This is a genomic window from Pseudomonas sp. GM102 (assembly GCF_000282555.1).
Classification (GTDB): Bacteria; Pseudomonadota; Gammaproteobacteria; order Pseudomonadales; family Pseudomonadaceae; genus Aquipseudomonas.
The window spans coordinates 37,459-61,120 of sequence record NZ_AKJB01000017.1 but is presented as its reverse complement, the minus strand read 5'-3'; the positions used below and the strand labels follow the sequence as shown (position 1 = coordinate 61,120).

Below are 23,662 nucleotides of genomic sequence, written 5' to 3'. Positions count from 1 at the left end.
GTGGCAGGTGCCGGCTGCCACTGAGCAACGACAGGAAGTCGGCGAACAGGGTGGCCACCGCTCCGGCGACCTGTTCGGGCAGGCGCCCGGGCGTCAGCGCCTTACGCAGGAAGTCGGCCAGTTCCGAGCCATGGTTCGGCCCGCTGACCGATGTCACCGAAGCGACCACCTCTGGCGCCAGCGCCCCCGCATACCGTGCAGCCAGTGCGCCCTGACTATGACCGATCAGGTTGACTTTGCTTGCACCGGTTCCTTGCAATACCCGGTCGATCTGCGCCAACAGTTGTTCGCCGCGGGTTTCATTACTGTGGGTGGCTGACAGGTGTGGGATGAAAACCCTCGCACCAGCACTTCTCAGAGCCAGTTTGACGTCATGGAACAGTTCCAGATTGCCGATGCGATCGAAGCCGAAGAGCCCATGGACCAGCAGGATCGGATACTGAGTGGTTGCATTCCGTAGCATGTACATTCCTTTTTCACAGTAAGTCAGGTGTGTGCTCAAGGGCGCACTCTAAAGCACACCGCCTGCTCGGCGATGTATGAAAAAGCCGCTGTAACCTGATGAAAACGGAATAGAAATTGTACGAAAGCTCGAATGAGCATGAGGTCTTGGTCGGAATATCCGGACATCTTTTTAACGATGACTGCGCGTTTCCTCGCAATGACCTACTTCTGAAACGTCCTTTTACCGTGCAAGCCGACGCGATTGTCCGGCAGCGCGAATCAGCACCGCGGGTTTCAATAGGCTTCGTTCGATGCCGACCTCAAGGCGGCATTTATTCCAAGGACTGGAGCGTTGAATGACTACTTATGAAGCAGAGAACTTGAATGTTGTAGAGCACTGCATGGCGGCACCACAGTTGGATCAGGCGGATAACGCCATGCTCGATCCATCCGACAATAAGGCCATTATTACTGTCTCTCCTTACCCGGACATGGCCTGCGGAGACAAACTGGTCATGTTCTGGTCAGGTATCGATTCAGAGGGTGTTGCGTATCGGCATGAGGTATCGCGTTTTGTCAGCGAAGCTCAGGTGGGCAGGGCGATTGTCTTTTGTGTGTCGGCCGTACACATCGCCGCACTGGACGGCGGGTCACTCGAGGTCTATTACACCCTCTACACGGCGCGCCTTCAGGAACCTGTGGCGTCCGGGCGTTTGTACCTGAACGTCGGTGATGCCCGGCCAGATTTGCTGCCTGTGATTGTGAACGATGCGGTGGGCGGCACGCTTGATCCGGACAGAGTCGGGGAGGGCGCGCGCGTTACCATCAGGCCGTACGCCCGGATGGCGGTTGGAGATCGGGTCTTGCTGTCCTGGGCAGGTGTGACACCCCAAGCGAGTTTCAATGACACATTGAAAATCGAATCTTTTGCAGTCGGCGGTGAACTGTCTTTTTGGGTAAGTCCCGACTGTATTGCCCCCAATCTCGGGGCAGCCGTTACGATCAGCTACTGCGTCGAGCAGAATGGGCAAGCGTCACGCTTCTCGGAACCTGCACAGCTGTTGATCGGCCCGCTGGAACGAGGACCGCTTTTGCCACCTACCGTGCTGGAAGCCGATGAGGGTTGGCTGGATCTGCAAGATACGATCGATGGTGTCACCGTCGTGATCGACAATGCTCAGGCCGAAGAGGGGGAACTGGTCTATCTGAAGTGTGACGGGGAGCATTTCAATCATCGCGATGATCGTGAAATTTCCAGGGAAATGGCCGGGCAACCGCTGGTATTTATCGTTCCCTACAGGTTTTGGCGCGAGCATCGGGACTTGACGGTCCGGGTAGCCTTTTCGGTCGAACGTCTCGACGATGTGAGCCAGCAGTCCGAAGTCACGTTGGTGCAAGTGCACTCGTAAACCTGTTTCAACGTCAACCGCCTTCCGGTATTCGATTGAAAACCGGAAGGCGGTTACTGGTCACTTTGGCTGTTGAGTATGGCGCTGCGCATGAAGTCGCTCGGCTGCCAGCAGCAACAACTGTTCCGTCCCGGTCCAGCCAAGGCAGCCGTCCGTTACCGACACCCCGTAACGCAACGACGGGCTCAACGGTTGGCAGCCTTCGAACAGATGGCTCTCAATCATCATGCCGACCAGCGAACGATCACCTTGCAGGCGTTGTTCAAGCACGTCGTTGAACACGGCTGGCTGGCGTAATGGGTCTTTACCGCTGTTAGCGTGGCTGCAGTCGACCATGATCCGCGCCGGGATTTTGAGTCTGGTCAAATCGCTGTGCACTTGGGCGATGCTGTCGCGGTCGTAGTTCGGCCCGCGATGGCCGCCACGCAGAACCAGATGGGTGTCGGGGTTGCCCGGCGTCTGAATAATTGCAGGGTGCCCTTGGCTATCGACGCCGAAATGACGATGCGGATGGGCGGCCGAGCGCATGGCATCGCTGGCCACAGCCACACTGCCATCGGTGCCGTTCTTGAACCCGACCGGCATGCCCAGGCCGCTGGCCATTTCCCGGTGGATCTGTGATTCGGTGGTACGGGCGCCAATCGCGACCCAGCTCAGCAGGTCGTCGAAGTAACCGGCGGCCATCGGTTGCAGCAGCTCGGTGGCAACGGGTAAGCCCAGCTGGAGCATTTCGCGCATCAATTCGCGGGACAGCGTCAAACCGCCCGCCATGTCGTCGCTGCCATCCAGATGCGGGTCGTAGGCCAGGCCTTTCCAACCGACCGTGGTGCGGGGTTTTTCGACGTAGGCGCGCATTACCAGCAACATCTCATCGCTGACTTCAGCGGCCAGCCGGGCCAGGTTGGCGGCGTATTCGAGGGCTGAACGTGGGTCGTGAATCGAGCAGGGGCCGACGATGACCAGCAGACGGCAGTCTTCACCGTTGAGGATCGCGCGAACCGCCTGACGGTGGTTGGCGACTTGCCGGGTCAGCGCATTGCTGAGGGGTAATTGTTGTTTGAGCTGCAATGAGCTGGGCAGACGCAAGGTCAGCGCTTCATTGGCAGGGCTCAAGGTGGACAGCGGCAGAGCAGAGACGGACGAGTTCATATTCGGGCTTCCTGGGCTGGCGGCGGGTTCGTTCCCGCGCGCTCGGCCCTATTGGGGTGTTCGACAATTGGCCGGATTGGCTGCGTGTGTGTGCTTGCCACCTGTGGGTGACCGATCGGAGGCGGCAGGCTGTCCCGAGCGGAGGCTGGTAAATCGCCAGGCGGTAAAACTGTCGTAACGGTAATAAGTGGCGTAGTTCATGTCGTGAATCCTCAAATTGTCTGGTGTGACGCTAAAAATGTTCAGGGCTGAAAAAACAAAACCCCCGGTCGGGAGGCCGACCGGGGGTTGAGAATTCTCTGGTGGCGACCCGTTTAAAGTGGGCGCCGTGTGGGTATCAGGCGCGCCAGTGGCTAAACCAATACCCAAAATAAAAGCTGACCGAAGCACAAACGTCATTCACCCGGGCAGCCGCAACCGAGCGCGGGGCGCTGGCGGTACGAAGCTGTGAGAGGGCGTTGAGCATGGTCTGTCTCCGATGAATGCGCCGAGCTTACTAGAGGCCGGTACGCGGATTCAATCAGAAAATGCTATCGATGATCATGGGCTTTTCTATCGCTTGAGTACGTCGGGTGTTGTGACACACTTTGCGCCGCGCCCGATAACTACAACGTCACAAGGACGAAACCATGACGACACTGACCATTGCCGCCGCTCAATCGATCTCCATCGCCGGTGATCTTGCCGCCAATATGGCCTGGCATCGGCGCTTCATGCAGGTTGCTGCGGAGCAGGGCGTGCAATTGCTGGTGTTTGCGGAACTGTCACTGACCGGGTATGAACGCGGCCTGGCGGCGGAACTGGCCATAAGGCCGGACGCCGGGGTGCTGCAACCGCTGCGTGATTTCGCGCGGGAAGTCGGTGTGACCACTGTCGTCGGGATGCCGATTCGTCTGTCGGATGCTTCGCCGGTATTGATCGGAGCTCTGGTATTGGGCGCCGATGGTTCGCTTGGGGTTTACAGCAAGCAGCATCTGCACCCAGGCGAGGAGGTGGCGTTTGCTCCGGGAACAGGCGGTTCGACATTGAAGATCGGTACCGACACCGTCGCGCTGGCGGTCTGCGCCGATTTTTCTCACGCCAGTCACGCGGCAGCCGCGGCACGGCAGGGCGCTGATCTTTACGCCGCGGGCGTGTTGATCACAGAAAACGGCTACGCTCCAGATACCGCACTATTGCAAGGCTATGCTTGCACCCACTCGATGGCGGTTCTGATGGCCAACCATGGTGGCACAACGGGTGGCTGGGAGTCGGCAGGGCGCAGTGCAATCTGGGCGGGGGACGGGACGTTGATTGTGGCGGCCCCGGGTACGGGGAGCCTTATGGTCGTTGCTCGGCGCAATGCTGACGGTTGGAGAGGGCAAATCGTGGCTGTGGCGGAGGCTTGAATGGGTTTCGAATTGCGTCCGGCAACGTCTCGGGATCTGGACTTTGCTCGTGACCTGACTTGTCGAAATATGCTTCGCTACTACATTCAACATGAGCTGTTGTGGCTGGACGAGGCCTTCGATGTCGCTTGGGAGGGGCGCGAAAACTGGCTGATCGTGCGTGATGACACGCTGATGGGTTATGTCAGCCTGAGCCGTGACGCCAGAGCCTTGTATATCCGCGAATTGCATATGCTTGAAGCGTACCAGGGGCAGGGCGCCGGGTCCTGGGTGATCGATCAGGTATTCGCCATGGCATGCAAGGAACGACGTCCGGCATTGCGTCTGACCGTTTTTGAAAATAATCCGGCAAAAATACTTTACGAAAGAAAGGGCCTGAAGGTGGTCGGCAAAGACCAGTGTTTCCTGAGAATGCAGCGTGATATCAATGAACTGCACCGCTGAAACACACTGGTGGCAAGCCTCGCAAGAAGATTTGACACTTTTTATATGCTGCTTTCCGCTAGGTCTGCCAGTTGCTTTTTGCTAAGGTGTCCGGCAACCCAATAAGACCAAATCGCGAGGTGTCTGCTTGATTAGGGTGCTAGTAGTCGATGACCATGATCTCGTTCGTACAGGCATTACACGAATGCTGGCTGACATCGATGGCCTGCAAGTAGTCGGTCAGGCCGAGTCAGGGGAGGAATCCCTGCTCAAAGCGCGTGAGTTGAAACCCGATGTGGTGCTGATGGACGTCAAGATGCCCGGGATCGGCGGTCTTGAAGCCACGCGCAAATTATTGCGCAGTCATCCCGACATCAAAGTCGTCGCAGTCACCGTGTGCGAAGAAGATCCGTTTCCTACCCGGCTGTTACAGGCGGGGGCCGCGGGTTACCTGACCAAGGGCGCCGGATTGCCGGAAATGGTCCAGGCCATTCGCCTGGTATTTGCCGGGCAACGCTATATCAGCCCGCAGATTGCCCAGCAACTGGCGATCAAGTCGTTCCAGCCAACCAATGATTCGCCCTTCGACGCCTTGTCGGAGCGGGAAATCCAGATTGCGTTGATGATTGTCGGCTGTCAGAAAGTGCAGATCATTTCCGACAAACTGTGCCTGTCGCCAAAAACAGTGAATACCTACCGTTACCGTATTTTCGAGAAGCTTTCGATCAGCAGCGATGTCGAGTTGACGCTGTTGGCGGTTCGTCACGGCATGGTTGATGCCAGCCTCTGAAAATGACTGAAATATTCGATCCAAGTGCTTTTCTGTCGACGGTCAGTGGGCGGCCGGGCGTCTATCGCATGTTCGACAGCGATGCGCGGCTGCTTTATGTCGGCAAAGCCAAAAATCTCAAGAAGCGTTTGGCGAGTTACTTCCGCAAAGCCGGTCTTGCCCCCAAGACTGCTGCGCTGGTGGGCCGTATCGCCCAGGTCGAAACCACCATCACGGCCAACGAAACCGAAGCCTTGCTGCTTGAGCAGACGCTGATCAAGGAATGGCGTCCGCCGTACAACATCCTGCTGCGCGACGACAAATCCTACCCTTACGTCTTTCTCTCGGATGGTCAGTTCCCACGCCTGAGCATCCATCGGGGAGCGAAAAAGGCCAAGGGCAAATATTTCGGCCCTTATCCCAGCGCCGGTGCGATTCGCGAAAGCCTGAGTCTGCTGCAAAAGGCCTTTTTTGTTCGTCAGTGTGAAGACAGCTTTTACAAGAACCGCGCTCGACCTTGTCTGCAATACCAGATCAAGCGCTGCAAGGCGCCGTGTGTGGGGCTGGTGGAGCCCGAGGTGTATGCCGAAGATGTACGCCACTCGGTGATGTTTCTTGAAGGGCGCAGCAACGCCCTGGCGGATGAGTTGTCTGCGGCCATGGAGGAGGCTGCGGTCAACCTCGAGTTCGAGCGCGCCGCCGAGCTGCGTGACCAGATCTCATTGCTGCGTCGGGTCCAGGACCAGCAAAGCATGGAAGGCGGGACGGGCGATGTCGATGTGATTGCGGCGTTCGTCAATCCAGGTGGCGCCTGCGTGCACTTGATCAGCGTGCGCGGTGGCCGGGTGTTGGGGAGCAAGAACTTCTTTCCGCAGGTGGGTATCGAGGAAGACGTTTCCGAAGTCATGGCAGCGTTTCTCGGCCAATACTTCATCAGCAGCCCAGAACGCGACTTGCCGAGCGAGCTGATCGTCAACGTGGTTCACGAAGACTTTCCGATCCTGATCGCAGCCATCGAAGAGCTGCGCGGTCGTGAATTGACCATCAGCCATCGAGTACGCGGTACCCGAGCGCGCTGGCAGCAATTGGCGGTCACCAATGCCGAGCAAGCGTTGGGCGCACGTCTGGCGAACCGGCAACACGTCGCGGCCCGTTTCGATGCCTTGGCCGAAGTGCTGAAACTGGACGAGCCACCGCAACGTCTTGAGTGTTACGACATCAGCCATTCCAGCGGTGAGGCCACTGTGGCCTCCTGTGTAGTGTTCGGACCGGAAGGCCCGATCAAGTCCGACTACCGGCGCTACAACATTGAAGGCGTTACACCGGGCGATGACTATGCCGCGATGCACCAGGCCCTGACCCGACGCTTCAGCAAATTGAAGGACGGCGAGGGCAAGTTACCGGACATCCTGCTGGTCGACGGCGGTAAAGGTCAGCTATCCATGGCCCGTGACGTGCTTAACGAATTGGCCGTGCCAGACCTGATTCTACTGGGCGTTGCCAAGGGCGCGACGCGCAAGGCGGGTTTCGAAACCCTGTACCTCAACGACGCGGCCCATGAGTTCACCTTGCGCGGCGATTCCCCCGCGCTGCATTTGATCCAGCAGATCCGCGACGAAGCTCACCGTTTCGCGATTACCGGGCACCGCGCACGTCGCGGGAAAACTCGCCGCACGTCTACGCTTGAGGGCGTTGCCGGCGTCGGACCGACACGTCGACGCGATTTGTTGAAACATTTTGGTGGATTGCAGGAGCTGTCTCGTGCCAGCATCGAAGAGATCGCCAAAGCACCCGGAATCAGCAAAAAGCTCGCAGAGTTGATTTATGCAAATCTGCACAGCGAGTAGAATGCCCAACTCACCTCGTAGCCAGTTGTGCCGATGAATATCCCTAATCTGATTACCGTTCTACGCGTCCTGCTCATCCCGATCTTCATTTTGCTGTTTTACTTGCCTTACCACTGGAGCTATCTGGCGTCTGCGTCGGTCTTCGCATTTGCCGCCGCGACCGACTGGCTCGACGGGTATCTGGCCCGTCGTCTGGAACAAAGCACACCGTTCGGGGCTTTCCTCGATCCTGTTGCAGACAAGCTGATGGTCGCCGTTGCCCTGGTTCTGCTGGTGCAAGAGCATGGCAACCTGTGGCTCACGCTGCCGGCCGCCGTTATCATCGGTCGCGAAATTGTCGTCTCGGCACTGCGCGAGTGGATGGCCGAACTCGGTGCCCGTGCCCATGTAGCGGTGTCGAACCTGGGTAAATGGAAAACCGCCGCGCAAATGCTGGCGCTGGTGATTCTGCTGGCCAATCCGTCGAGCTTCAGCTTCTGGGTCCTGATGGGGTACGCCTTGCTGCTGGTGTCTGCCGGCCTGACGTTGTGGTCCATGGTCCAATACTTGCGGGCTGCCTGGCCGCATCTGAAGACGGATGTGGAAAAGAAATAAACTTTTTTTGAATCAAGGGGTTGACGGGGCATCTGGATTCTATAGAATGCGCCTCACCAAGACGCGGGAATAGCTCAGTTGGTAGAGCACGACCTTGCCAAGGTCGGGGTCGCGAGTTCGAGTCTCGTTTCCCGCTCCAAGCATTAAAAAATGGATCTCTGAAAAGAGGTCCATTTTTTTCGTCCAGAGAAAAGTCTTTCTTTGACTTTTGCCGCGTCCCCCCTGAAAACACTCAGGTCCAGCCCCAATGGGCACATTCTCCAGTACATCAATCCGGTGTTCGGCATATCGGCTTTCTCGTGGCGTGTGCGATGGCTCTCACCAAGACCGCGGTCCGACACGCCAAACCCGATAAACAACCGCGTATTTCTCTCGGTACCTATCCTGAAATTAGCTTACGAGATGCTCGTGCTCAGCGTGATGTTGCGAGGGCACTGGTCGCCAGGGGCATCGATCCGCGTGTCCATCGGCAGCGGGGGCGTAATGCCAGGCGCCTGGCCACGGAAAACGCCTAAGAAGTGGTGGTTCAGCATTGAAAGTGGTACGCAAAGTTGAACATCGTGTTTCTGGTCGTGGGTCTAGATAGTCAGTATCCGTCTTGGCTCTCAACCCTCAAGGTCAACTCCTTCAGGGCTGCCTCTAAGGCCAGCTGACGGGCAAACTCTCGCAATCGATAGATCGGTTTCGTCTCTGAAGCATTGGCTGGTGCTGGTCTTCGGATCAGCATCCGCCAGCCACTTCAAGTGTCCATCGGACGGACTTCCAGTGCCGGATAGGTATCGAGAGTATCCGGTGCCCAGGACACCGCTGCACCTTAGTAATGAAGGAAAAACAAGAATACTTCGTGCAAAATTATCGGAAAAGCCTATGTGAAGATTAATAATTAATTCATAAAAAAGTGCACTTCCCCTAACCTTTCAGTATCAATTATGGAGGTGCATCTATGTTGATTTTCGTTAAGTCAATGGTCATTGGGCTTTGTATTGCAGCCCCTGTGGGGCCCATTGGGCTGTTGTGCATACAGAGGAGCCTTATGCTGGGATGGAGAGCAGGTTTCGCGACAGGATTGGGGGCGGCTACAGCTGATTCGATCTATGGATTTGTCGGTGCGCTGGGGATTACAGCTATCATAGCGACGCTCATTAGCTTCAAACCATGGTTGTGTATTTTCGGGGGCGTGTTCCTCGCGTACATTGGTTATCAAACAATAAGATCGAAAGGGAGCACAACAGCCTTGGCAGGTGAGCGAGCCAACATGTTCAAAGCCTACTCGACTACACTGTTTTTGACACTGTCAAACCCAATGACCATCTTGTCGTTTATTGCGATATTTGCCGCCATGAGTGACGGCATGGTCAATGATCAAAGCAGTCAGCACTCAGTGTTGCCTATGGTGATCGGTATATTTCTAGGCTCGGCTGTCTGGTGGCTGGGGTTGAGCGGATTCTCCTCCATATTCAAGACCCGGATCTCCCAATCAAAGCTTAGGTTGATCAACTATTTTTCCGGGTCAACCATAAGCATCCTAGGTGCCTATCAGGTAGCCACTGGCGTTATACTTGCCACAGGTACCTGAGCGGAAAGTCATACAAGGCTTGTTTCTCATTGACTGATCAACACGCCTTGGCATCAATCCCCAAGGCCCACGGGAGGATACTTTACTGCATTCTAAATTCAATGTACGCCCTGAGGCGGCCTATCGCTTGTTGGATTTCTGATTCTGTCGCATTACTAAACGACAATCTGACCTGAGTAACAGCCTCATTCGTCAGTGAAAACAAGGAAGTGGGAAATACAATAACCTTGAAATTCCTGGCGCACTCGCACATTTCAGAATATTCAAAGGTGAAAGGCAACTGTACATTGATGAAAAAACCACCTGTCGGATGGTTCCAGGTGACAGCTCTTCGAGAATTATCCTTGAACGGGAATTCACGTTCAAGGCATTCAATCATGCAGTTTCTTTTTTTCGTGTAAGACAACACTCTTGGTTGGTTCAGGTTTTTTAAAGAGTAATTGTTCTCTATCAACAAACCTCCGACAACCGCTTGACACAGGGCAGGTGTATTGACCGTGATCAAGCTTTTGGCTTTGCATAATCTACTGCTAAAGGACATCACCCCGGCGCCCTCCGGAGCGATGACATAGCCCATACGTAATCCCGGAAAAATCGACTTTGCAAAAGAGCCAAGAAGGAACACTCGACTACTGTCGATCGACTTCATCGAAGGGATTTTATCTCCCTCGTACCTGAAGTAGCTGTAGGCATTGTCCTCCAGGATTAAAAAGTCAATTTCGTTGGCCAAGGAGAGCATAGCCTTCCTGTCTTCATAGGAAAGGCTGTCAGCAGTAGGGTTACTAAAATCTGAAATCGCGTACAGCGCTTTTATCTTTTCCCCCCTGGACTCCAGCTCCTTGGCTACCTTACGCAGGGCAGAGGGATCGAGGAAGGTGTCCATGGGAACGGGTACAATTTTTATTCTTAATAATTTCGCAATACCGGTTATCCCGGAAAACACAGGGTCAGGCACTAATAAAACACCGCCCCCTTCAAAAATGGCTAACAGTGTCAAGGTGGCAGCTTCTTGAAACCCCATACACACGACAATACTTTCAGGGGTGAAAATTTTTATCCCTTCATCCACCTGCAAGTATTTGGCGATTATCTCATTGATAATCCCGGCGGTTTTTCCATATTGGCAAAGGAGTGTCGCAAGTGAATGTTCCGTATCGGCGATGTATCGTGCATAGCTGGCCAGTCCCTTATCGATGAGGGAGTGGTCGCATTGCTCATCATCAGGTCGACCGGAAGCCAGAGAAATAGCCTCTGGATTTTCATTGGAAATGGAATTTAGAAGATGGATAACGTTCAGAGTAGGGTCTTCGAATATCGTTTTTTCGAATGCAATGGACAATTTCGCTTCTCCATAAAAAAAGCAACGAGCCGTTGAAAGCTCGTTGCTCATGATTAACATCAACTACGCAGGTTTAAGTGCACGTTCTCGATTCGCCATGTTTTCCATGGTTTCGAATGCTTGAAGCAGATCCTCTTTAAGATCCTCAAGGGCTTCTAAACCAAAACACAATCGAACCAAACCCTTTTCAATCCCCATGTCCGCTTTTTCCTGCTCAGTCATTGAGGCATGACTCCCACTAAAGGGTTGAGCAACCATCGACGTGACACAGGCCATTCCCGTGCCCGTTCCAAACCATTTGAGGGCGCTGGTGAAGATTTTGTAAAAGGGAACCAGATCGGACCGAATATCAACAAACACAATGCCACCATATCCGGTCAATTGTTTGTCATCGACTCGCGGATAATAAACATGCTCAATAAAGGGCAGTTCCTGCAGGTAGTTGAGCATGCTGGAGGTAGTGTTACTGTGTTTCTCCATGCGTAGGTTAAACGTCTGCATGCTTCTGCGAAGCAACCATGCGCTATAAGGGGCTAATATTGAGCCTGAATAAAAACGACCTTCGAGCAGGCGCTTATAAATCATTTCACTGTTGATAAGCACCAGGCCGCCCATGACATCGCTGTGCCCGGAGAAATACTTCGTTGCACTGTACAGAGAAATGTCGGCGCCAAAGTTTAGAGGTTTTTGAAAGATCGGAGTGGCCCAAGTGTTATCAACGACTACCAGGGCCTGTGGGTTGTTTTGCTTAACCGCCCTGCTGACCGCATGAATATCAATATCTTTCAGGAAGGGATTGGTCGGCGTTTCGAAAATGACCATATCCACGTTCGATGGCAACGCTTCCAACCCACTTTCTGTGGTGAGATCCAGAATCGTCAGTTGCGCACCGATACGTGCAGCATATCGCTGAAACAGTTTATAAGAACAGCCATAGATGTATTTGTTGATCACCAGCGACCCACCCGGTTTCAGCAGCTCCAAAACCATGTAGATGGCACTCATTCCGGTGCTGTAGGCCAAGGCGTATTCGCTGCCTTCCAAGGAAGCGACAACCTGTTCCAGCTCCGTCACGTTGGGATTGGCTTTTCTCGAGTAGAAGAACGCCGAGTCAGCGCTAAAAGCGCTGCACTGATAAATAGGCGTCACAGATGGATGGGCCTCTCGGTCATCGACCTTGATATGGAGTATTTCAGTAGACACATTCATGACTTGTTGACCAGTTTGATAATCTGCTCATACATGTTCTGCTTGCCTTCATAACCAATTGTCGGCGTGATGTCATTTTGCGAAATACCAATCTCTTCAATCGACTCGGTTGGGAAGTGAGCCCTGTCGAATACTTCATGAAGATTTGAGTTAACTCCCTTGGGAAGCCAGACCTCAGGGCCTGATTCATCAATTCGCGCCTTGGCGACAATGAATCGATAGCTTTCGTACGGCCGCAATGTCAGTGATTTCCAATCACTGTTAAGCCCGTCGGTATAATTGCGCCGCAGGTAGACGGTCTGTTCAAAGCCTTCAGTATTCAGCACTTGGGCATGCAACGATACGATATCCCCATGCCACTCGAACTTTCGCTTCTCATAAGCGGTCAACGCATCTTCTTGCAGTTCAACAGGAATGTTCACTTTGTGTTCGCCAAGTAACTTGAAATGTGCATCGTGCCCACACTGAGTACAGCAACCATTGCTATCCAGTCCGATGATGTCAGCATTCAAACCGTAGCGGGTAACGAGTAGAGCGTTACAGTTATTGCAACTGGTATTGGTGCCCTCGACATCATTCACGTTTCCCAGATAAACATGCTCAACCCCCATGCTCCGAGCGATGTCTCGAGCCTTCAGGAGTCTGTCCACGGGGGTCCGGATGCTATTACTCATTTTATAATCGGGGTGAAACCTTACAAAGTGGAGCGGTACATTCGGGCCCAGTTCATCCAATACCCACTGGCTAATCTTCCTGGCGGTATCCTCATCGTCACTGATGTCGGTCACCATCAAAGTGCTGACTTCAACATATTTACCCGCATCGTATACTTTCTTGATGCCGGCCAGAACGGGCTCTACCCAGCCTGTTGTGACTTTTCGGTAGTATTCAGGGGAAATGGATTTTAGCGAAATGGAGAATATATCAATGACCGGCAATAGTTCATCAATGGCTTCTTCACTGATAAAAAATGCAGATTTATATAAGTTGATCAACCCCGCTTCCTTTGCCAGCTTTGCCGTGTCGAGGATAAACTCATGCCAGACAACAGGGTCGTTATAAGTCCAGGAGATGACGCGTATACCATGCTTTAGTGCAGTTTCCACCACCTGTTCAGGGGTGTAGTAGTACACGTCTTTGTCTGTCACATATTTGGCCTGGGAGGTCTTCCAGTTGTGACAGTAGCCGCAGTTAAGCATGCAGCCGATATTGCCTAAGGAAAGGATTCGCTCTCCGGGAGCAAAGTGGAATACCGCCTCGGTTTCGATCGTCTCTTCGGTACTGTGAACGCCTTTACCATAATTCAATGTAACTAAACGACCCCCTCTGTTTCCGCGCACCTTGCAAAAACCTACCTTACCTTCCTGGATGACACAGTTTCGAGGGGAAAGATGACACTTTACACTACCGTCAGGAAGTATTTCCTCCAGCTTTGCGGGCATGCTTTCCAAGGTCCAGTTTTTATTTTTTGTATTTTCCATTACTCACTCCTCATCTCGGAAGTTACTGTCAACATCACCGGTTAAAATAGTCGAGGCAAAATAATCCCACAGCCACGGTGGCCGCAATCCCTCTCGTGGTTATGGGTAGGCAGAAGAAGCGCTGGTTAATCCATAATTTTTAAGTGAAAAGCGCCTGGCATTTATATTCATGAATGGTTGTATGAGAGGGCCTATGACCAACAAAAATGCAATCGTTCCCACACCGAACGGCCCACCTAAAAGCCACCCGGTCGAAAAGATTCCAACTTCAATGATCATTTTGGCCTTGGTGAATGACCACGCCCATTTGGAAACCATGGTAAGCACCACAAGGTCCATGATTCTGATACCAATACCGCTCATGATGATCAGTGCGGATGAATAAGCACACAAGATCAGTCCCATCGCTAATATCGTGTACTCATCCACTCTGGCAATCAAATACTCTCCAAGCCCCAGCACAGACCAGAGGTCTATTAGCAGGCCGGTAAGCGTAGTTGTAATAAAGGGACTTATCGGAGGGTATTTCTTGTTCCAGAGCATCCACCACAGCAGAAAGAATATAGCAACGATGCCCGAACAAACACCCATTCCGAGCATGAGTATTTTATTGATTGAAATGATCAGGACATCTAAAGGATCAGTTCCCAGTCGACTGACTATGAAAAACTTGGCACCCACCGAGAACAGGGTGACGCCAGCCAGATACATGAAAACCTGATCCATCTTGAAGTTGCGAAAACCTAGGACTTCCGTTCCAATATACTTGGTGAGTGATGGACAGGACTTTTTTGCACACTTTATTTTTTCATCTTCCATGCGAACACCATCCCTGAAGGAAATTTTTTATTATGCGGTGCGTAACGCTAAAGATTAGGGCTATTGATTTCCCTGATTCTTTTTAGGCTTTGTCGGGCTGTAAATAGACTAGCACTGCGCTTTATTTTGGTGCATTATTTTTTAATGAAAAACACATGCTTTTCATTAAAATTTATACTTTTTACTGGGGAAACGTACATGGATCGTATAGACACAAAAATCCTGGGAAAGGTGCAGGACTGTGGTCGCATTTCCATCACAGAGCTGTCCAGGCACGCGGGTCTTTCTATTCCCGCCACCACTGATCGGCTACGAAAACTCGAAGACTCCGGAGTCATCAAGGGCTATAGCGCTCAGTTAGATCCAACCAAGCTAGGGTTTGGCATATCTGCTGTCGTCGGCATCACCACCCTCAAGCCGGCGAAATCCAAATTGATAGCGACGCTCACCGACATACCCGAAGTTGTTGAGTGTCTACACATCACGGGTAACGACTCCTACCTGATCAGGATCTATGCCAAGTCAATGGCCGATATCGAGAATGTCATTGCGAGGATCAACGCGTACGGTGAAACACGTACAAGCATTGTTTTGTCAGTCCCTATCGAGAGAAGAACGCTTGCCCCTTGAGTTGCGCGACATCCTCTGACTATCTATTTTTTGCCAAGTAGAAGGACATACATCCGCCACTCCAGCCCAACGAATAGGCTTCGGCCATGTAGTCGTAGTTGCCGACGGTGCTGATCCAGCGCACCACCAGATCGCGACGCTCGGTGCTGAGGTTGGGCTGGCCCATCTCCTGGTGTTTGTATTCCGGACCGGCGTGGCGTTCGACCTATTTTTCCGCGTGAACCATCCTGACCCCCAGACCGTCCCTTACGCTCACCTTGTTGCAGGCCCGCGAGGCGGCCATGGCATTTTTCCGGCCGGTGCTCAATGAACATGATCTGACTGGACGCTGATGATTTCGCGGCTGGCGACGTGGCTTACGCGGGAGTTGATGCCGGCAGCCTGATGGTTGCTTCTGCGGCTGGATGTAGAAAACACTCGGTAGTACGGTTTGGCGTTATGTTCTTCCTGTTCTTGACATCCCCTCCGTGACATCGGATTTGCAAATGCAAATCAGCCTGGTCTCAAATACCCCCATCACAAACAAAATCAATAAACGCTCGCAACTTCGGCGTCAGGTAGCGGCTTGACGGCCATACCACCTGGATGTTCAGCGTGCGCAGCACTTGATCGGGCAGTATCGACACCAGCTCTCCGGCCGCCAGTGCCTCGCGCACCGCAAACTCCGGGACGCAGGCAAGGCCCAGTCCTTGGCGGGCCATGTGGATCAGCATTTCAAGGTTATTGCAGACCATCGTGGCCGGTACTTTCAACTCGCTGCCTTCGGCAAGCCCCGGCAGTGGCCATTTTTCCAGTTTGCCCGTGGAGGGCAGTTTGTAATGCAGGCAGTGGTGTTCCTGCAGTTGCTCGACATTCTGCGGGTAGCCGTGGTTCGCAAAGTAACTGGGGGCGCCGACGAGGTAGAAGCCGAAGCTGTCGAGTTTCCTGGCCATTAACCGCGAGTCGTGCAACTGGCCGGTGCGCACCACGGCGTCGAAACCTTCCTCGACCACATCCACCAGCCGATCGGTGAAGTCCAGTTCCAGCTGGATTTGCGGATAATGCTGCATGAATCGCGAAAGCTGCATGAACAGGACGTCGCCCAGCAGCGGCAGGCTGATGCGCAGTTTTCCTCGTGGTGTCTCGCTGGAGCTGGAGAGTTCCTGCTCGGCGGCTTCCAGTTCGTTGAGCACCCGGCGGCAGCGCTCCAGAAACAACGAGCCTTCGCTGGTCAGGTTGATGCTGCGGGTATTGCGATGGAACAGGCGTGCGCCGAGTTTCTCTTCCATGCGCGCGATGCTCTTGCCCACCGCCGAGGCGGAGATCCCCAACAAGCGGCCGGCCCCAACAAAACTGAGGCTTTCGGCGACCTGCACGAACACCGTGATGCCATTGAGCTTATCCAACACTCACTCCTTTGATTGCGGACAAAAAGGTCCGTGGACCTCGGAATTGTAACCTCTGTTTCCCGACAACGGCCGGCTCTACCATCGAGACATCGAGTCATTCATTCAACTATTCAGGTCCGCCAATGTCAGTCAACGAACCGCTTCGCCCATTACAGTCTCTACGCTCGTTTGCACCCGTCCAGCTGGCTTCACGCATCGACACGGTGCTGGAGCAGACCCTGCACGATCAGCGCCTGGTGGGCGCGGTGGTGCTGGTGGCTCACCGCGGCAAGCTCATTTACCAGCGCGCGGCCGGGTTGGCCGATCGTGAGGCGCAGTTACCGATGCGCGAGGATGCCTTGTTTCGGCTGTCTTCGGTATCCAAGCCGATCGTTTCGGTGGCGGCACTGGCACTGATCGGCCAGGGCAAACTCAACCTGGATGACGATATCACCCGCTGGTTACCTTACTTCAAGCCAACGCTGAGCGACGGCCAGCCGGCGACGATCACGGTGCGCCAGTTGCTGAGCCATACCGCCGGCTTCACATATGGTTTTCTGGAAAGCGATCAAGGTGGCCCTTATCGCGATGCCGGTGTGTCCGATGGTATGGAGCGCAGTAACCTGACGCTGGAAGAAAACCTGCGCCGCCTGAGCCACGCGCCCTTGCTGTACAAACCGGGCAGCTCGTGGGGCTACTCGATTGCGACCGATGTGCTGGGCGGCGTGATCGCAGCGGTCACCGGTACTTCGCTGGCCGCCGCTATCGACACACTGATTGCCAAGCCACTGGGCTTGGGCGATGTCGGTTTCGGCGTGTCTGACGCCAGCCGCCTGAGCCCGGCATACCTGAATGATCAGCCACAACCGCGGCGCATGAAAGAACTGGAAGTGGTTCCGGTTTTTGAAGGCACTGCCGGCATCAAGCTGGAGCCGGGCCGGGCCCTCGATCCACAGGCTTTCAACTCTGGTGGTTCAGGCTTGATCGGCAGCGCCGGTGAGTTTCTCCAGTTGCTCGAAACCCTGCGCAAAGGTGGCGCGCCGTTGTTACCCAAAGCGCTGGTCGAGGAAATGACCAGCAACCAGACCGGCGAGCTCGAACTGGAAAACTGGCCCGGTCGCGGCTTCGGTCTGGGCTTTACCGTGCTCAAGGACCCGGCCGCCGCACAGACAGCCGAATCGGTTGGCAGCTGGCGGTTGGGCGGTGCCTACGGACACTCCTGGTTTGTCGACCCGGTCGAACAATTGACGGTCGTTGCCTTCACCAATACCGCTTTCGAAGGCATGTTCGGACAATTCACCGTTGACCTTTGCAACGCCGTTTACGGGGAATGACCTTCGCGCCGGTCCCTGCCCGGGGACCGGCCGCAAGCACAAGAAAAGCGGTTCTCCCAGCGTTCCGCCACTAGAAAAATGTCTGCATTTAGCCGTACCCCTGGGGTCAACGGACCCTCGCAACATTGCCTGCAATGCTCGCAACGCCGCTGAGACTGTCGTGTGTTTTTTTACAGGGAGCACGCCCCGGACACGCAGGTGTCTTGGGCGCGCCATGACTATTTGGGGATCGGGAAATGAAAAAAGCAGAGTTCTACCATTCGCATATCCACAGCAAACTCGACTCGCTCACCGGGATCCGTTTCCTCGCGGCGGCGATGGTGTTCATGTTTCACGCCTCACTGACCCGGATCATCGGTTTCAACCCCTATGCCGACACCGATGTGATCAATGCCTTCCAGCGGATCTTCAGCGGTGGTGGCTGGCTCGGGGTGTCATTCTTTTTTGTACTCAGTGGCTTCGTGATCACATGGTCGGCCCGCAAAGGCGACAGCGTGACGGGCTTCTGGAAACGCCGTTTGTTGAAAATCTACCCTAACCATATCGCCACCTGGGTGTTGGCGATGGCGTTGTTTGCCGTGCCTGCCGCCAGCGTGGCGATCTGGTTGCCCAACCTGCTGCTGGTGCATTCCTGGATTCCACGGATGGACACCTTCCTCAGCGTCAACGGTCCGTCCTGGTCGCTGTGCTGCGAATTGTTCTTCTATTTGCTGTTCCCGCTGGTGCTCAAGCTGATCTGGAACATTTCCGAGGAGCGCCTGTGGCACTGGGCCTGGGCGATGGTCGCCGGCCTGGCCCTGACGCAAGTGGCGATACGCTTGCTGGCGCCTGCGACACCGCTGATCAATGAGTACCCGATTTCCCTGAGCCAATGGTGGTGGTCCTACTTCTTCCCACCTGTGCGGATGTTCGAGTTCGTGCTGGGCATGCTCATGGCGCGCATTCTCATGGCCGGGCGCTGGATCGAACTGAGTGTGCCCTGGGCTTTCGCGTTGATGGCCGGCGGTTACCTGGCGGCCATGTGGGTGCCGTTCCAGTACAGCCTGAATCTGGTGACGCTGGTGCCGATCGCCGCACTGATCACGGCGATTGCCGCCAGTGACCTGAATGACCGCAAGGGGCTGCTCAACAGTCGCTGGATGATCTGGCTGGGGGAAATCTCCTTCGGTTTCTACATGATCCATTTGCTGATCATGACTTACGCGACGCAACTGCTCGGCGGCCGATTGTTCGATAGCGCGACGGCCACGTTGATCGTCGCGGTCACCTTCGCGCTCTCCATCTTCGGTGGCTGGGTGTTGTTTAACTTTATCGAGCGACCGGTCATGCAGCGCTGGGGCCGGACCGGGAAAGCCAAGGTGTCGGGCAGCCGTTTGGGCAGCCCCGAAACCGCGCCTTGATGCACCTTCGACAGACCGTTGCCCCCACGTCGCTTAATAACAGGGAAGTTGTTTTATGGACTCGAACCGACCCAAACGCTCGGGCAGTGCGCTCATGCTCCGTGCCAGTCTTGCTTGCGCTATCGTCGCCGCCCTGGTGGTCGTGCTACGCGGGGAACCGTCCACTGTCGCCAAGGCCAGCGTGGCGCCAGCGGCCGCCGAAGTCGATGTGGCCATGGCGCTGTCCAGGCCGGTGACCGACTGGCAGAACTATTCCGGGCGCCTGGAGGCGGTCGAAAAAGTGGTCATCCGGCCGCTGGTGTCCGGGACGATCGTTGCCGTGCATTTCAAGGACGGCGCGATCGTCAAGGAGGGCGACTTGCTCTTCGAAATCGACGCCAGACCCTATACCGCCCAGGTCGAACAGGCCCAGGCCAGTCTGGCGGCGGCGAAGTCGCGAAGCCAGTACACCGCCACCGATCTGGGCCGGGCACAACGGCTGATCAACTCCAATGCCATCGCCATGCGCGATCTGGACGAGAAACAAAACGCTGCCAGCGAAGCGCAAGCCAATGTCCGGCAGGCCCAGGCGATACTCGATAGTTCCCGGTTGGATCTGGCCCACACTCGCATCACCGCGCCGGTCAGCGGACGCATGTCCCGTGCCCTGGTGACGGCGGGCAATATCGTCAGCGCCGGTGAAAATGCCGCGCCGTTGAGTACCCTGGTATCGCTTTCGCCGATCTATGCCGCTTTCGACGTCGACGAGCAAACGTTCCTGCGCTACCTCAATCACGGCAGTGCGAAGGGCAATGAAGTGCCGGTCATGCTCGGGCTGTCCAATGAAACGGACTATTCCCGCGAGGGCAAACTGGCGTCGATGGACAATCAGCTCGACGTGCAGTCGGCTACGTTGCGGGTGCGCGCCAGCTTCGACAATACCGACGGCCTGCTCAGACCCGGCATGCTGGCCAGAGTCAAACTCGGAGGCGGCCCGCCGCGTCAGGCAGTGCTGATCGACGATAGCGCAATCGGCACGGACCAGGATAAGAAGTTTGTGTTGGTGGTCACCGCTAATGATCAGGTCGAGTACCGGCGCGTCAGCCCCGGCAACCTGGTGGGCGACCTGCGAATCATCGATTCCGGCCTGCAAGCCGGCGAGCGAGTCATGATCAACGGCCTGCATCGGGCGCGGCCGGGTGACACCGTCAGACCACTGCTCGCCCAACGCGTCGATGCGAGGGAAGGGCAATGAACTTTTCGCGCTTCTTCATTGACCGACCCATTTTTGCCGGAGCCCTTTCGACTCTGATCTTGCTGGCCGGGATCATCTCGCTGTTTCGCTTGCCTGTCTCGGAATACCCCGACGTGGTCCCGCCGCTGATCGTGGTCAATGCCCAGTACCCCGGCGCCAACCCGGCAGTGGTGGCGCAGACTGTGGCGGCGCCGCTCGAGGAGCAGATCAACGGCGTCGAGGACATGTTGTACATGCAGTCCCAGGCCAATAGCGACGGCAACCTCACGCTCAGTGTCACGTTCAAGGTCGGTACCGATCCGGACAAGGCGCAGCAACTGGTGCAGAACCGTGTCTCGCAAGCCTTGCCACGCCTGCCGGAAGACGTGCGTCGGCTGGGGGTGGTAACGATGAAGTCATCGTCGACCCAGACCCTGGCCATTCACCTGATCTCGCCGGATGACCAGTACAACGCCACCTACCTGCGCAACTACGGCATTCTCAACATCAAGAACCAGTTGGAACGCATCCCGGGCGTCGGTGAAGTCCGGATCTGGGGCGGCGGCGACTATGCGATGCGCATCTGGCTTGACCCGCAAAAAGTGGCCCAGCGCGGATTGAGCGCCAACGATGTGGTGGCGGCGATCCGCGAGCAAAACGTGCAGGTCGCGGCCGGTGTCATCGGTGGTCAACCCATGCGTACAGATGTGGCCCAACAGTTGTCGGTCAACACTCAGGGCCGGTTGAAAACGGAAAAGGAATTCGGCGACATCATCCTCAAGAGTTCGCCGGGCGGGGCGGTGACTTTTTTGCGCGACGTTGCCCGTGTCGAGCTGGCGGCGTCGGATTACGGTTTGCGCTCACTGGTCGACGGTAAGCCCGCTGTGGGGTTCGGCGTGTTCCAGATGGCCGGTGGCAACGCCCTGGCGATTTCCGATCAGGCGCGCGACATCATGCGCCAGGCCAAGCAAGACATGCCGGCCGGGGTCGACTATACGATTGTTTTCGACCCGACCCAGTTTGTCCGTTCGAGCATTTTGGCGGTGATCCAGACCCTGCTCGAATCCACGCTGCTGGTCGTGCTGGTGGTCATCCTGTTCCTGCAAACCTGGCGGGCCTCGATCATTCCGCTGCTGGCGATGCCGGTGTCGATCATCGGCACGCTCTCACTGATGCTCGCCTGTGGTTTTTCGATCAATGCCCTGTCGTTGTTCGGCATGGTTCTGGCCATCGGTATCGTCGTCGACGATGCGATCGTGGTGGTGGAAAACGTCGAGCGCAACATTGCCCGGGGGCTGAGCCCCAAAGACGCCTCCTATAAGGCCATGGAGGAAGTCAGCAAGCCGATCATCGCCATCACCCTGACGCTGGCGAGTGTGTTTGTACCTCTGGCGTTCATGCCTGGGCTGACCGGACAGTTTTATCAGCAGTTCGCGTTAACCATCGCGATTTCGACCATCATTTCGGCGTTTAACTCCCTGACCTTGTCACCGGCGCTGTGCGCGCTGCTGCTCAAGTCCCACGACGCACCGCGAGATCGCCTCAGTCGTGCTATCGATCGGCTCCTGGGGCCATTGTTCAGCCGCTTCAACCGACTCTCGGCGCGGGGCGAGCAATCCTACGGCAGCAATCTGGGCCGGGTGATTCAGCGCAAAAGCATGACCCTGGGTTTTTACGCAGTATTGCTCGGGCTCACGGCCTGGCTTGGTCATTCGTTGCCCGGTGGTTTCGTGCCAGCCCAGGACAAAGAGTTTCTGGTCGGCCTGGCCCAACTGCCCAACGGCGCCTCACTGGAGCGTACCGAGCAAGTCATCCAGCGAATGAACGACATCGCCCTCAAGCAACCTGGCGTGGCCCACACCCTGGAATTTCCCGGCATGTCGGTCAACGGTCTGATGAACTCGTCAAGCGCCGGCATCATCTTCGTGATCCTCAAGCCGTTCGCCAACCGGCAGGGTTCGGACATGAGTGCCGCAGCCATCGCCTCGGCGTTGAACCAGCAGTTTTCCGCGATCAAGGAAGCTTTTACCGGCGTGTTCCCGCCGCCTCCGGTGTTGGGGCTGGGCACCTTGGGCGGATTCAAGTTGCAGTTCGAAGACCGTGGCGCGCTGGGGTTTGAAAAACTCGATGAAGCGGTTCGCGCGTTCCTCAAGCAAGCCGCACTGGCACCTGAACTGGGGCCGAGCTTTTCCAGCTATCAGATCGATGTGCCGCAATTGAAGGTCGATCTTGACCGGGTCAAGGCCAAGCAGTCGCAGGTTGCCATGACCGACGTCTTCGATACGTTGCAGATCTATCTGGGCTCGTTGTATGTCAATGATTTCAACTTGCTGGGCCGGGTCTATCAGGTCCGGGTGCAGGCCGATGCGCCGTTCCGCGCCCACTCCGATGACATCGGGCAACTGAAGACCCGCAATGCCGACGGCAACATGGTCCCGCTGGCCAGCCTGGTGGAGGTGCACCCCACCTATGGGCCGGAAATGGTCGTGCGCTACAACGGCTACACCGCTGCGGATCTGAACGGCGGCCCCGCGCCGGGTTATTCATCCGGTCAAGCTCAGGCCGTGGTGGAGCGAATCGCGGCCGAGACGCTGCCCAAGGGCATCAAGTTCGAATGGACCGAATTGACCTACCAGCAAATCATTTCCGGCGACTCCACGTTGTGGATCCTGCTGATCTGCATGCTGCTGGTGTATCTGGTGCTGGCCGCCCTCTATGAAAGTCTGCTGCTGCCGGTGGTCATCTTGCTCATCGTGCCCATGAGCATCATGTCGGCGCTGCTCGGGGTGTGGCTGACCCAGGGCGATAACAACATCTTTACCCAGATCGGCCTGATGGTGCTGGTGGGGCTGGCCAGCAAGAACGCGATTCTGATTGTCGAGTTCGCCCGTGAGCTCGAGCAGCAGGGCCATAGCATCGTGCGCGCCGCCATCGAAGCCAGTCAGTTGCGTTTGCGCCCGATTCTGATGACCTCGATCGCTTTCATCATGGGGGTCGTGCCCCTGGTGCTCTCTACCGGCGCTGGTGCCGAAATGCGTCACGCCATGGGCGTCGCGGTGTTCTTCGGCATGCTCGGGGTAACCCTGTTCGGCCTGTTGTTCACCCCGGTGTTCTATGTCGCGCTGCGGCTGCTCGCGACACGGCGATCACGCTCGCTGACGGACGACTTTGCACCGTCGGTTGCGGACATAACTGTCCGTTAAGAATGGAACAGCGGCTTGTTTTTCAGTATTCGCACTCACTTTACAGTTACCGTCAATCAACGAAATAA

Annotated in this window: 20 protein-coding genes, 1 tRNA gene and 2 pseudogenes; 15 read left to right on the top strand and 8 right to left on the bottom strand. The window is 55.7% G+C overall.

The genetic code is table 11. The annotated features are described in order from the left end of the window. Positions 1-463: esterase/lipase family protein (locus PMI18_RS24460; RefSeq protein WP_007896279.1), on the bottom strand; the 463-nt coding region annotated here is incomplete at its 3' end. 337 nt (positions 464-800) lie between these two features. On the opposite strand from PMI18_RS24460, the gene PMI18_RS24465 reads away from it, so the two are divergent. After that, the gene (locus PMI18_RS24465) at positions 801-1,853 is read left to right on the top strand and encodes a hypothetical protein (RefSeq protein ID WP_007896278.1); all 1,053 of its coding nucleotides are present in this window, start codon (positions 801-803) and stop codon (positions 1,851-1,853) included. Between the two features lie 60 nt (positions 1,854-1,913). On the opposite strand, the gene PMI18_RS24470 is transcribed toward PMI18_RS24465, so the two are convergent. Further along, positions 1,914-3,002, bottom strand: coding sequence for a 3-deoxy-7-phosphoheptulonate synthase (locus PMI18_RS24470; RefSeq protein ID WP_007896277.1), 1,089 nt, complete (start codon positions 3,000-3,002; stop codon positions 1,914-1,916). A gap of 629 nt (positions 3,003-3,631) precedes the next feature. Between PMI18_RS24470 and PMI18_RS24475 the strand changes: the two genes are divergently transcribed. The 8 genes from PMI18_RS24475 (at position 3,632) to PMI18_RS24505 (ending at position 9,599) form a co-directional block, all read left to right on the top strand. Next, positions 3,632-4,390, top strand: coding sequence for a carbon-nitrogen hydrolase family protein (locus PMI18_RS24475; protein ID WP_007896276.1), 759 nt, complete (start codon positions 3,632-3,634; stop codon positions 4,388-4,390). Next, entirely contained in the window at positions 4,391-4,834 is a 444-nt protein-coding gene (locus PMI18_RS24480) for a GNAT family N-acetyltransferase (protein WP_007896275.1), read from the top strand. Positions 4,835-4,961: 127 nt separating this feature from the next. Beyond that, complete coding sequence (gacA, locus tag PMI18_RS24485) at positions 4,962-5,603, top strand: response regulator transcription factor GacA (RefSeq protein WP_008015884.1); 642 nt, start codon at positions 4,962-4,964, stop codon at positions 5,601-5,603. 2 nt (positions 5,604-5,605) lie between these two features. Then, complete coding sequence (gene uvrC / locus PMI18_RS24490; protein ID WP_007896268.1) at positions 5,606-7,429, top strand: excinuclease ABC subunit UvrC; 1,824 nt, start codon at positions 5,606-5,608, stop codon at positions 7,427-7,429. A gap of 33 nt (positions 7,430-7,462) precedes the next feature. Further along, positions 7,463-8,023, top strand: coding sequence for a CDP-diacylglycerol--glycerol-3-phosphate 3-phosphatidyltransferase (pgsA, locus tag PMI18_RS24495; RefSeq protein WP_007896267.1), 561 nt, complete (start codon positions 7,463-7,465; stop codon positions 8,021-8,023). Positions 8,024-8,086: 63 nt separating this feature from the next. After that, positions 8,087-8,162: transfer RNA gene (locus PMI18_RS24500), tRNA-Gly, on the top strand. A 172-nt stretch (positions 8,163-8,334) separates the two neighbouring features. Beyond that, positions 8,335-8,538, top strand: a complete 204-nt coding sequence (locus PMI18_RS31845; RefSeq protein ID WP_081499814.1) for an Arm DNA-binding domain-containing protein — start codon at positions 8,335-8,337, stop codon at positions 8,536-8,538. Between the two features lie 428 nt (positions 8,539-8,966). Beyond that, positions 8,967-9,599 (top strand): LysE family translocator, encoded by a 633-nt coding sequence (locus tag PMI18_RS24505; protein ID WP_007896265.1) that lies wholly within the window; start codon positions 8,967-8,969, stop codon positions 9,597-9,599. 82 nt (positions 9,600-9,681) lie between these two features. Here the strand turns inward: PMI18_RS24505 and PMI18_RS24510 are convergent, their stop codons facing one another. From PMI18_RS24510 to PMI18_RS24525, 4 genes are all read right to left on the bottom strand, one after another. Then, positions 9,682-10,938, bottom strand: coding sequence for an aminotransferase-like domain-containing protein (locus tag PMI18_RS24510; RefSeq protein ID WP_007896264.1), 1,257 nt, complete (start codon positions 10,936-10,938; stop codon positions 9,682-9,684). A gap of 63 nt (positions 10,939-11,001) precedes the next feature. Beyond that, positions 11,002-12,147, bottom strand: a complete 1,146-nt coding sequence (locus PMI18_RS24515; protein ID WP_007896263.1) for a trans-sulfuration enzyme family protein — start codon at positions 12,145-12,147, stop codon at positions 11,002-11,004. After that, complete coding sequence (amrS, locus tag PMI18_RS24520; protein ID WP_007896262.1) at positions 12,144-13,628, bottom strand: AmmeMemoRadiSam system radical SAM enzyme; 1,485 nt, start codon at positions 13,626-13,628, stop codon at positions 12,144-12,146. Before amrS ends, PMI18_RS24515 begins: the two co-directional genes overlap by 4 nt. A 99-nt stretch (positions 13,629-13,727) precedes the next feature. Further along, positions 13,728-14,447 (bottom strand): YczE/YyaS/YitT family protein, encoded by a 720-nt coding sequence (locus PMI18_RS24525; RefSeq protein ID WP_007896261.1) that lies wholly within the window; start codon positions 14,445-14,447, stop codon positions 13,728-13,730. A gap of 198 nt (positions 14,448-14,645) precedes the next feature. Here PMI18_RS24525 and PMI18_RS24530 point away from each other — a divergent pair, with 198 nt between their 5' ends. Next, positions 14,646-15,077: an Lrp/AsnC family transcriptional regulator gene (locus PMI18_RS24530; RefSeq protein ID WP_007896260.1), complete on the top strand. Its 432-nt coding sequence runs from the start codon at positions 14,646-14,648 to the stop codon at positions 15,075-15,077. 85 nt (positions 15,078-15,162) lie between these two features. On the opposite strand, the pseudogene PMI18_RS31015 reads toward PMI18_RS24530, so the two are convergent. Continuing rightward, positions 15,163-15,279: pseudogene (locus PMI18_RS31015) on the bottom strand (copper amine oxidase); the annotation flags it as partial. Between the two features lie 22 nt (positions 15,280-15,301). On the opposite strand from PMI18_RS31015, the pseudogene PMI18_RS30040 reads away from it, so the two are divergent. Next, a pseudogene (locus PMI18_RS30040) lies at positions 15,302-15,400 on the top strand (homoprotocatechuate degradation operon regulator HpaR); the annotation flags it as partial. A 180-nt stretch (positions 15,401-15,580) separates the two neighbouring features. On the opposite strand, the gene PMI18_RS24535 reads toward PMI18_RS30040, so the two are convergent. Further along, positions 15,581-16,462: a LysR family transcriptional regulator gene (locus PMI18_RS24535; protein WP_007896258.1), complete on the bottom strand. Its 882-nt coding sequence runs from the start codon at positions 16,460-16,462 to the stop codon at positions 15,581-15,583. A 125-nt stretch (positions 16,463-16,587) separates the two neighbouring features. On the opposite strand from PMI18_RS24535, the gene PMI18_RS24540 reads away from it, so the two are divergent. The 4 genes from PMI18_RS24540 to PMI18_RS24555 all read left to right on the top strand — a co-directional run bounded on the left by PMI18_RS24540 (position 16,588) and on the right by PMI18_RS24555 (position 23,594). After that, on the top strand, positions 16,588-17,778 hold the full coding sequence (locus PMI18_RS24540) for a serine hydrolase domain-containing protein (RefSeq protein ID WP_007896257.1): 1,191 nt from the start codon (positions 16,588-16,590) through the stop codon (positions 17,776-17,778). Between the two features lie 236 nt (positions 17,779-18,014). After that, positions 18,015-19,178 carry an acyltransferase family protein gene (locus PMI18_RS24545; protein WP_007896256.1) on the top strand — a complete coding sequence of 388 codons (1,164 nt, stop codon included), beginning with the start codon at positions 18,015-18,017 and terminating at the stop codon, positions 19,176-19,178. A 55-nt stretch (positions 19,179-19,233) separates the two neighbouring features. Then, a complete protein-coding gene (locus PMI18_RS24550; RefSeq protein WP_007896255.1) occupies positions 19,234-20,412 on the top strand; it encodes an efflux RND transporter periplasmic adaptor subunit in 1,179 nt (392 codons plus the stop codon). After that, positions 20,409-23,594 carry an efflux RND transporter permease subunit gene (locus PMI18_RS24555; RefSeq protein ID WP_007896254.1) on the top strand — a complete coding sequence of 1,062 codons (3,186 nt, stop codon included), beginning with the start codon at positions 20,409-20,411 and terminating at the stop codon, positions 23,592-23,594. The genes PMI18_RS24550 and PMI18_RS24555 overlap by 4 nt, the downstream gene beginning before the upstream one ends. The last annotated feature ends 68 nt before the right edge of the window (positions 23,595-23,662 follow it).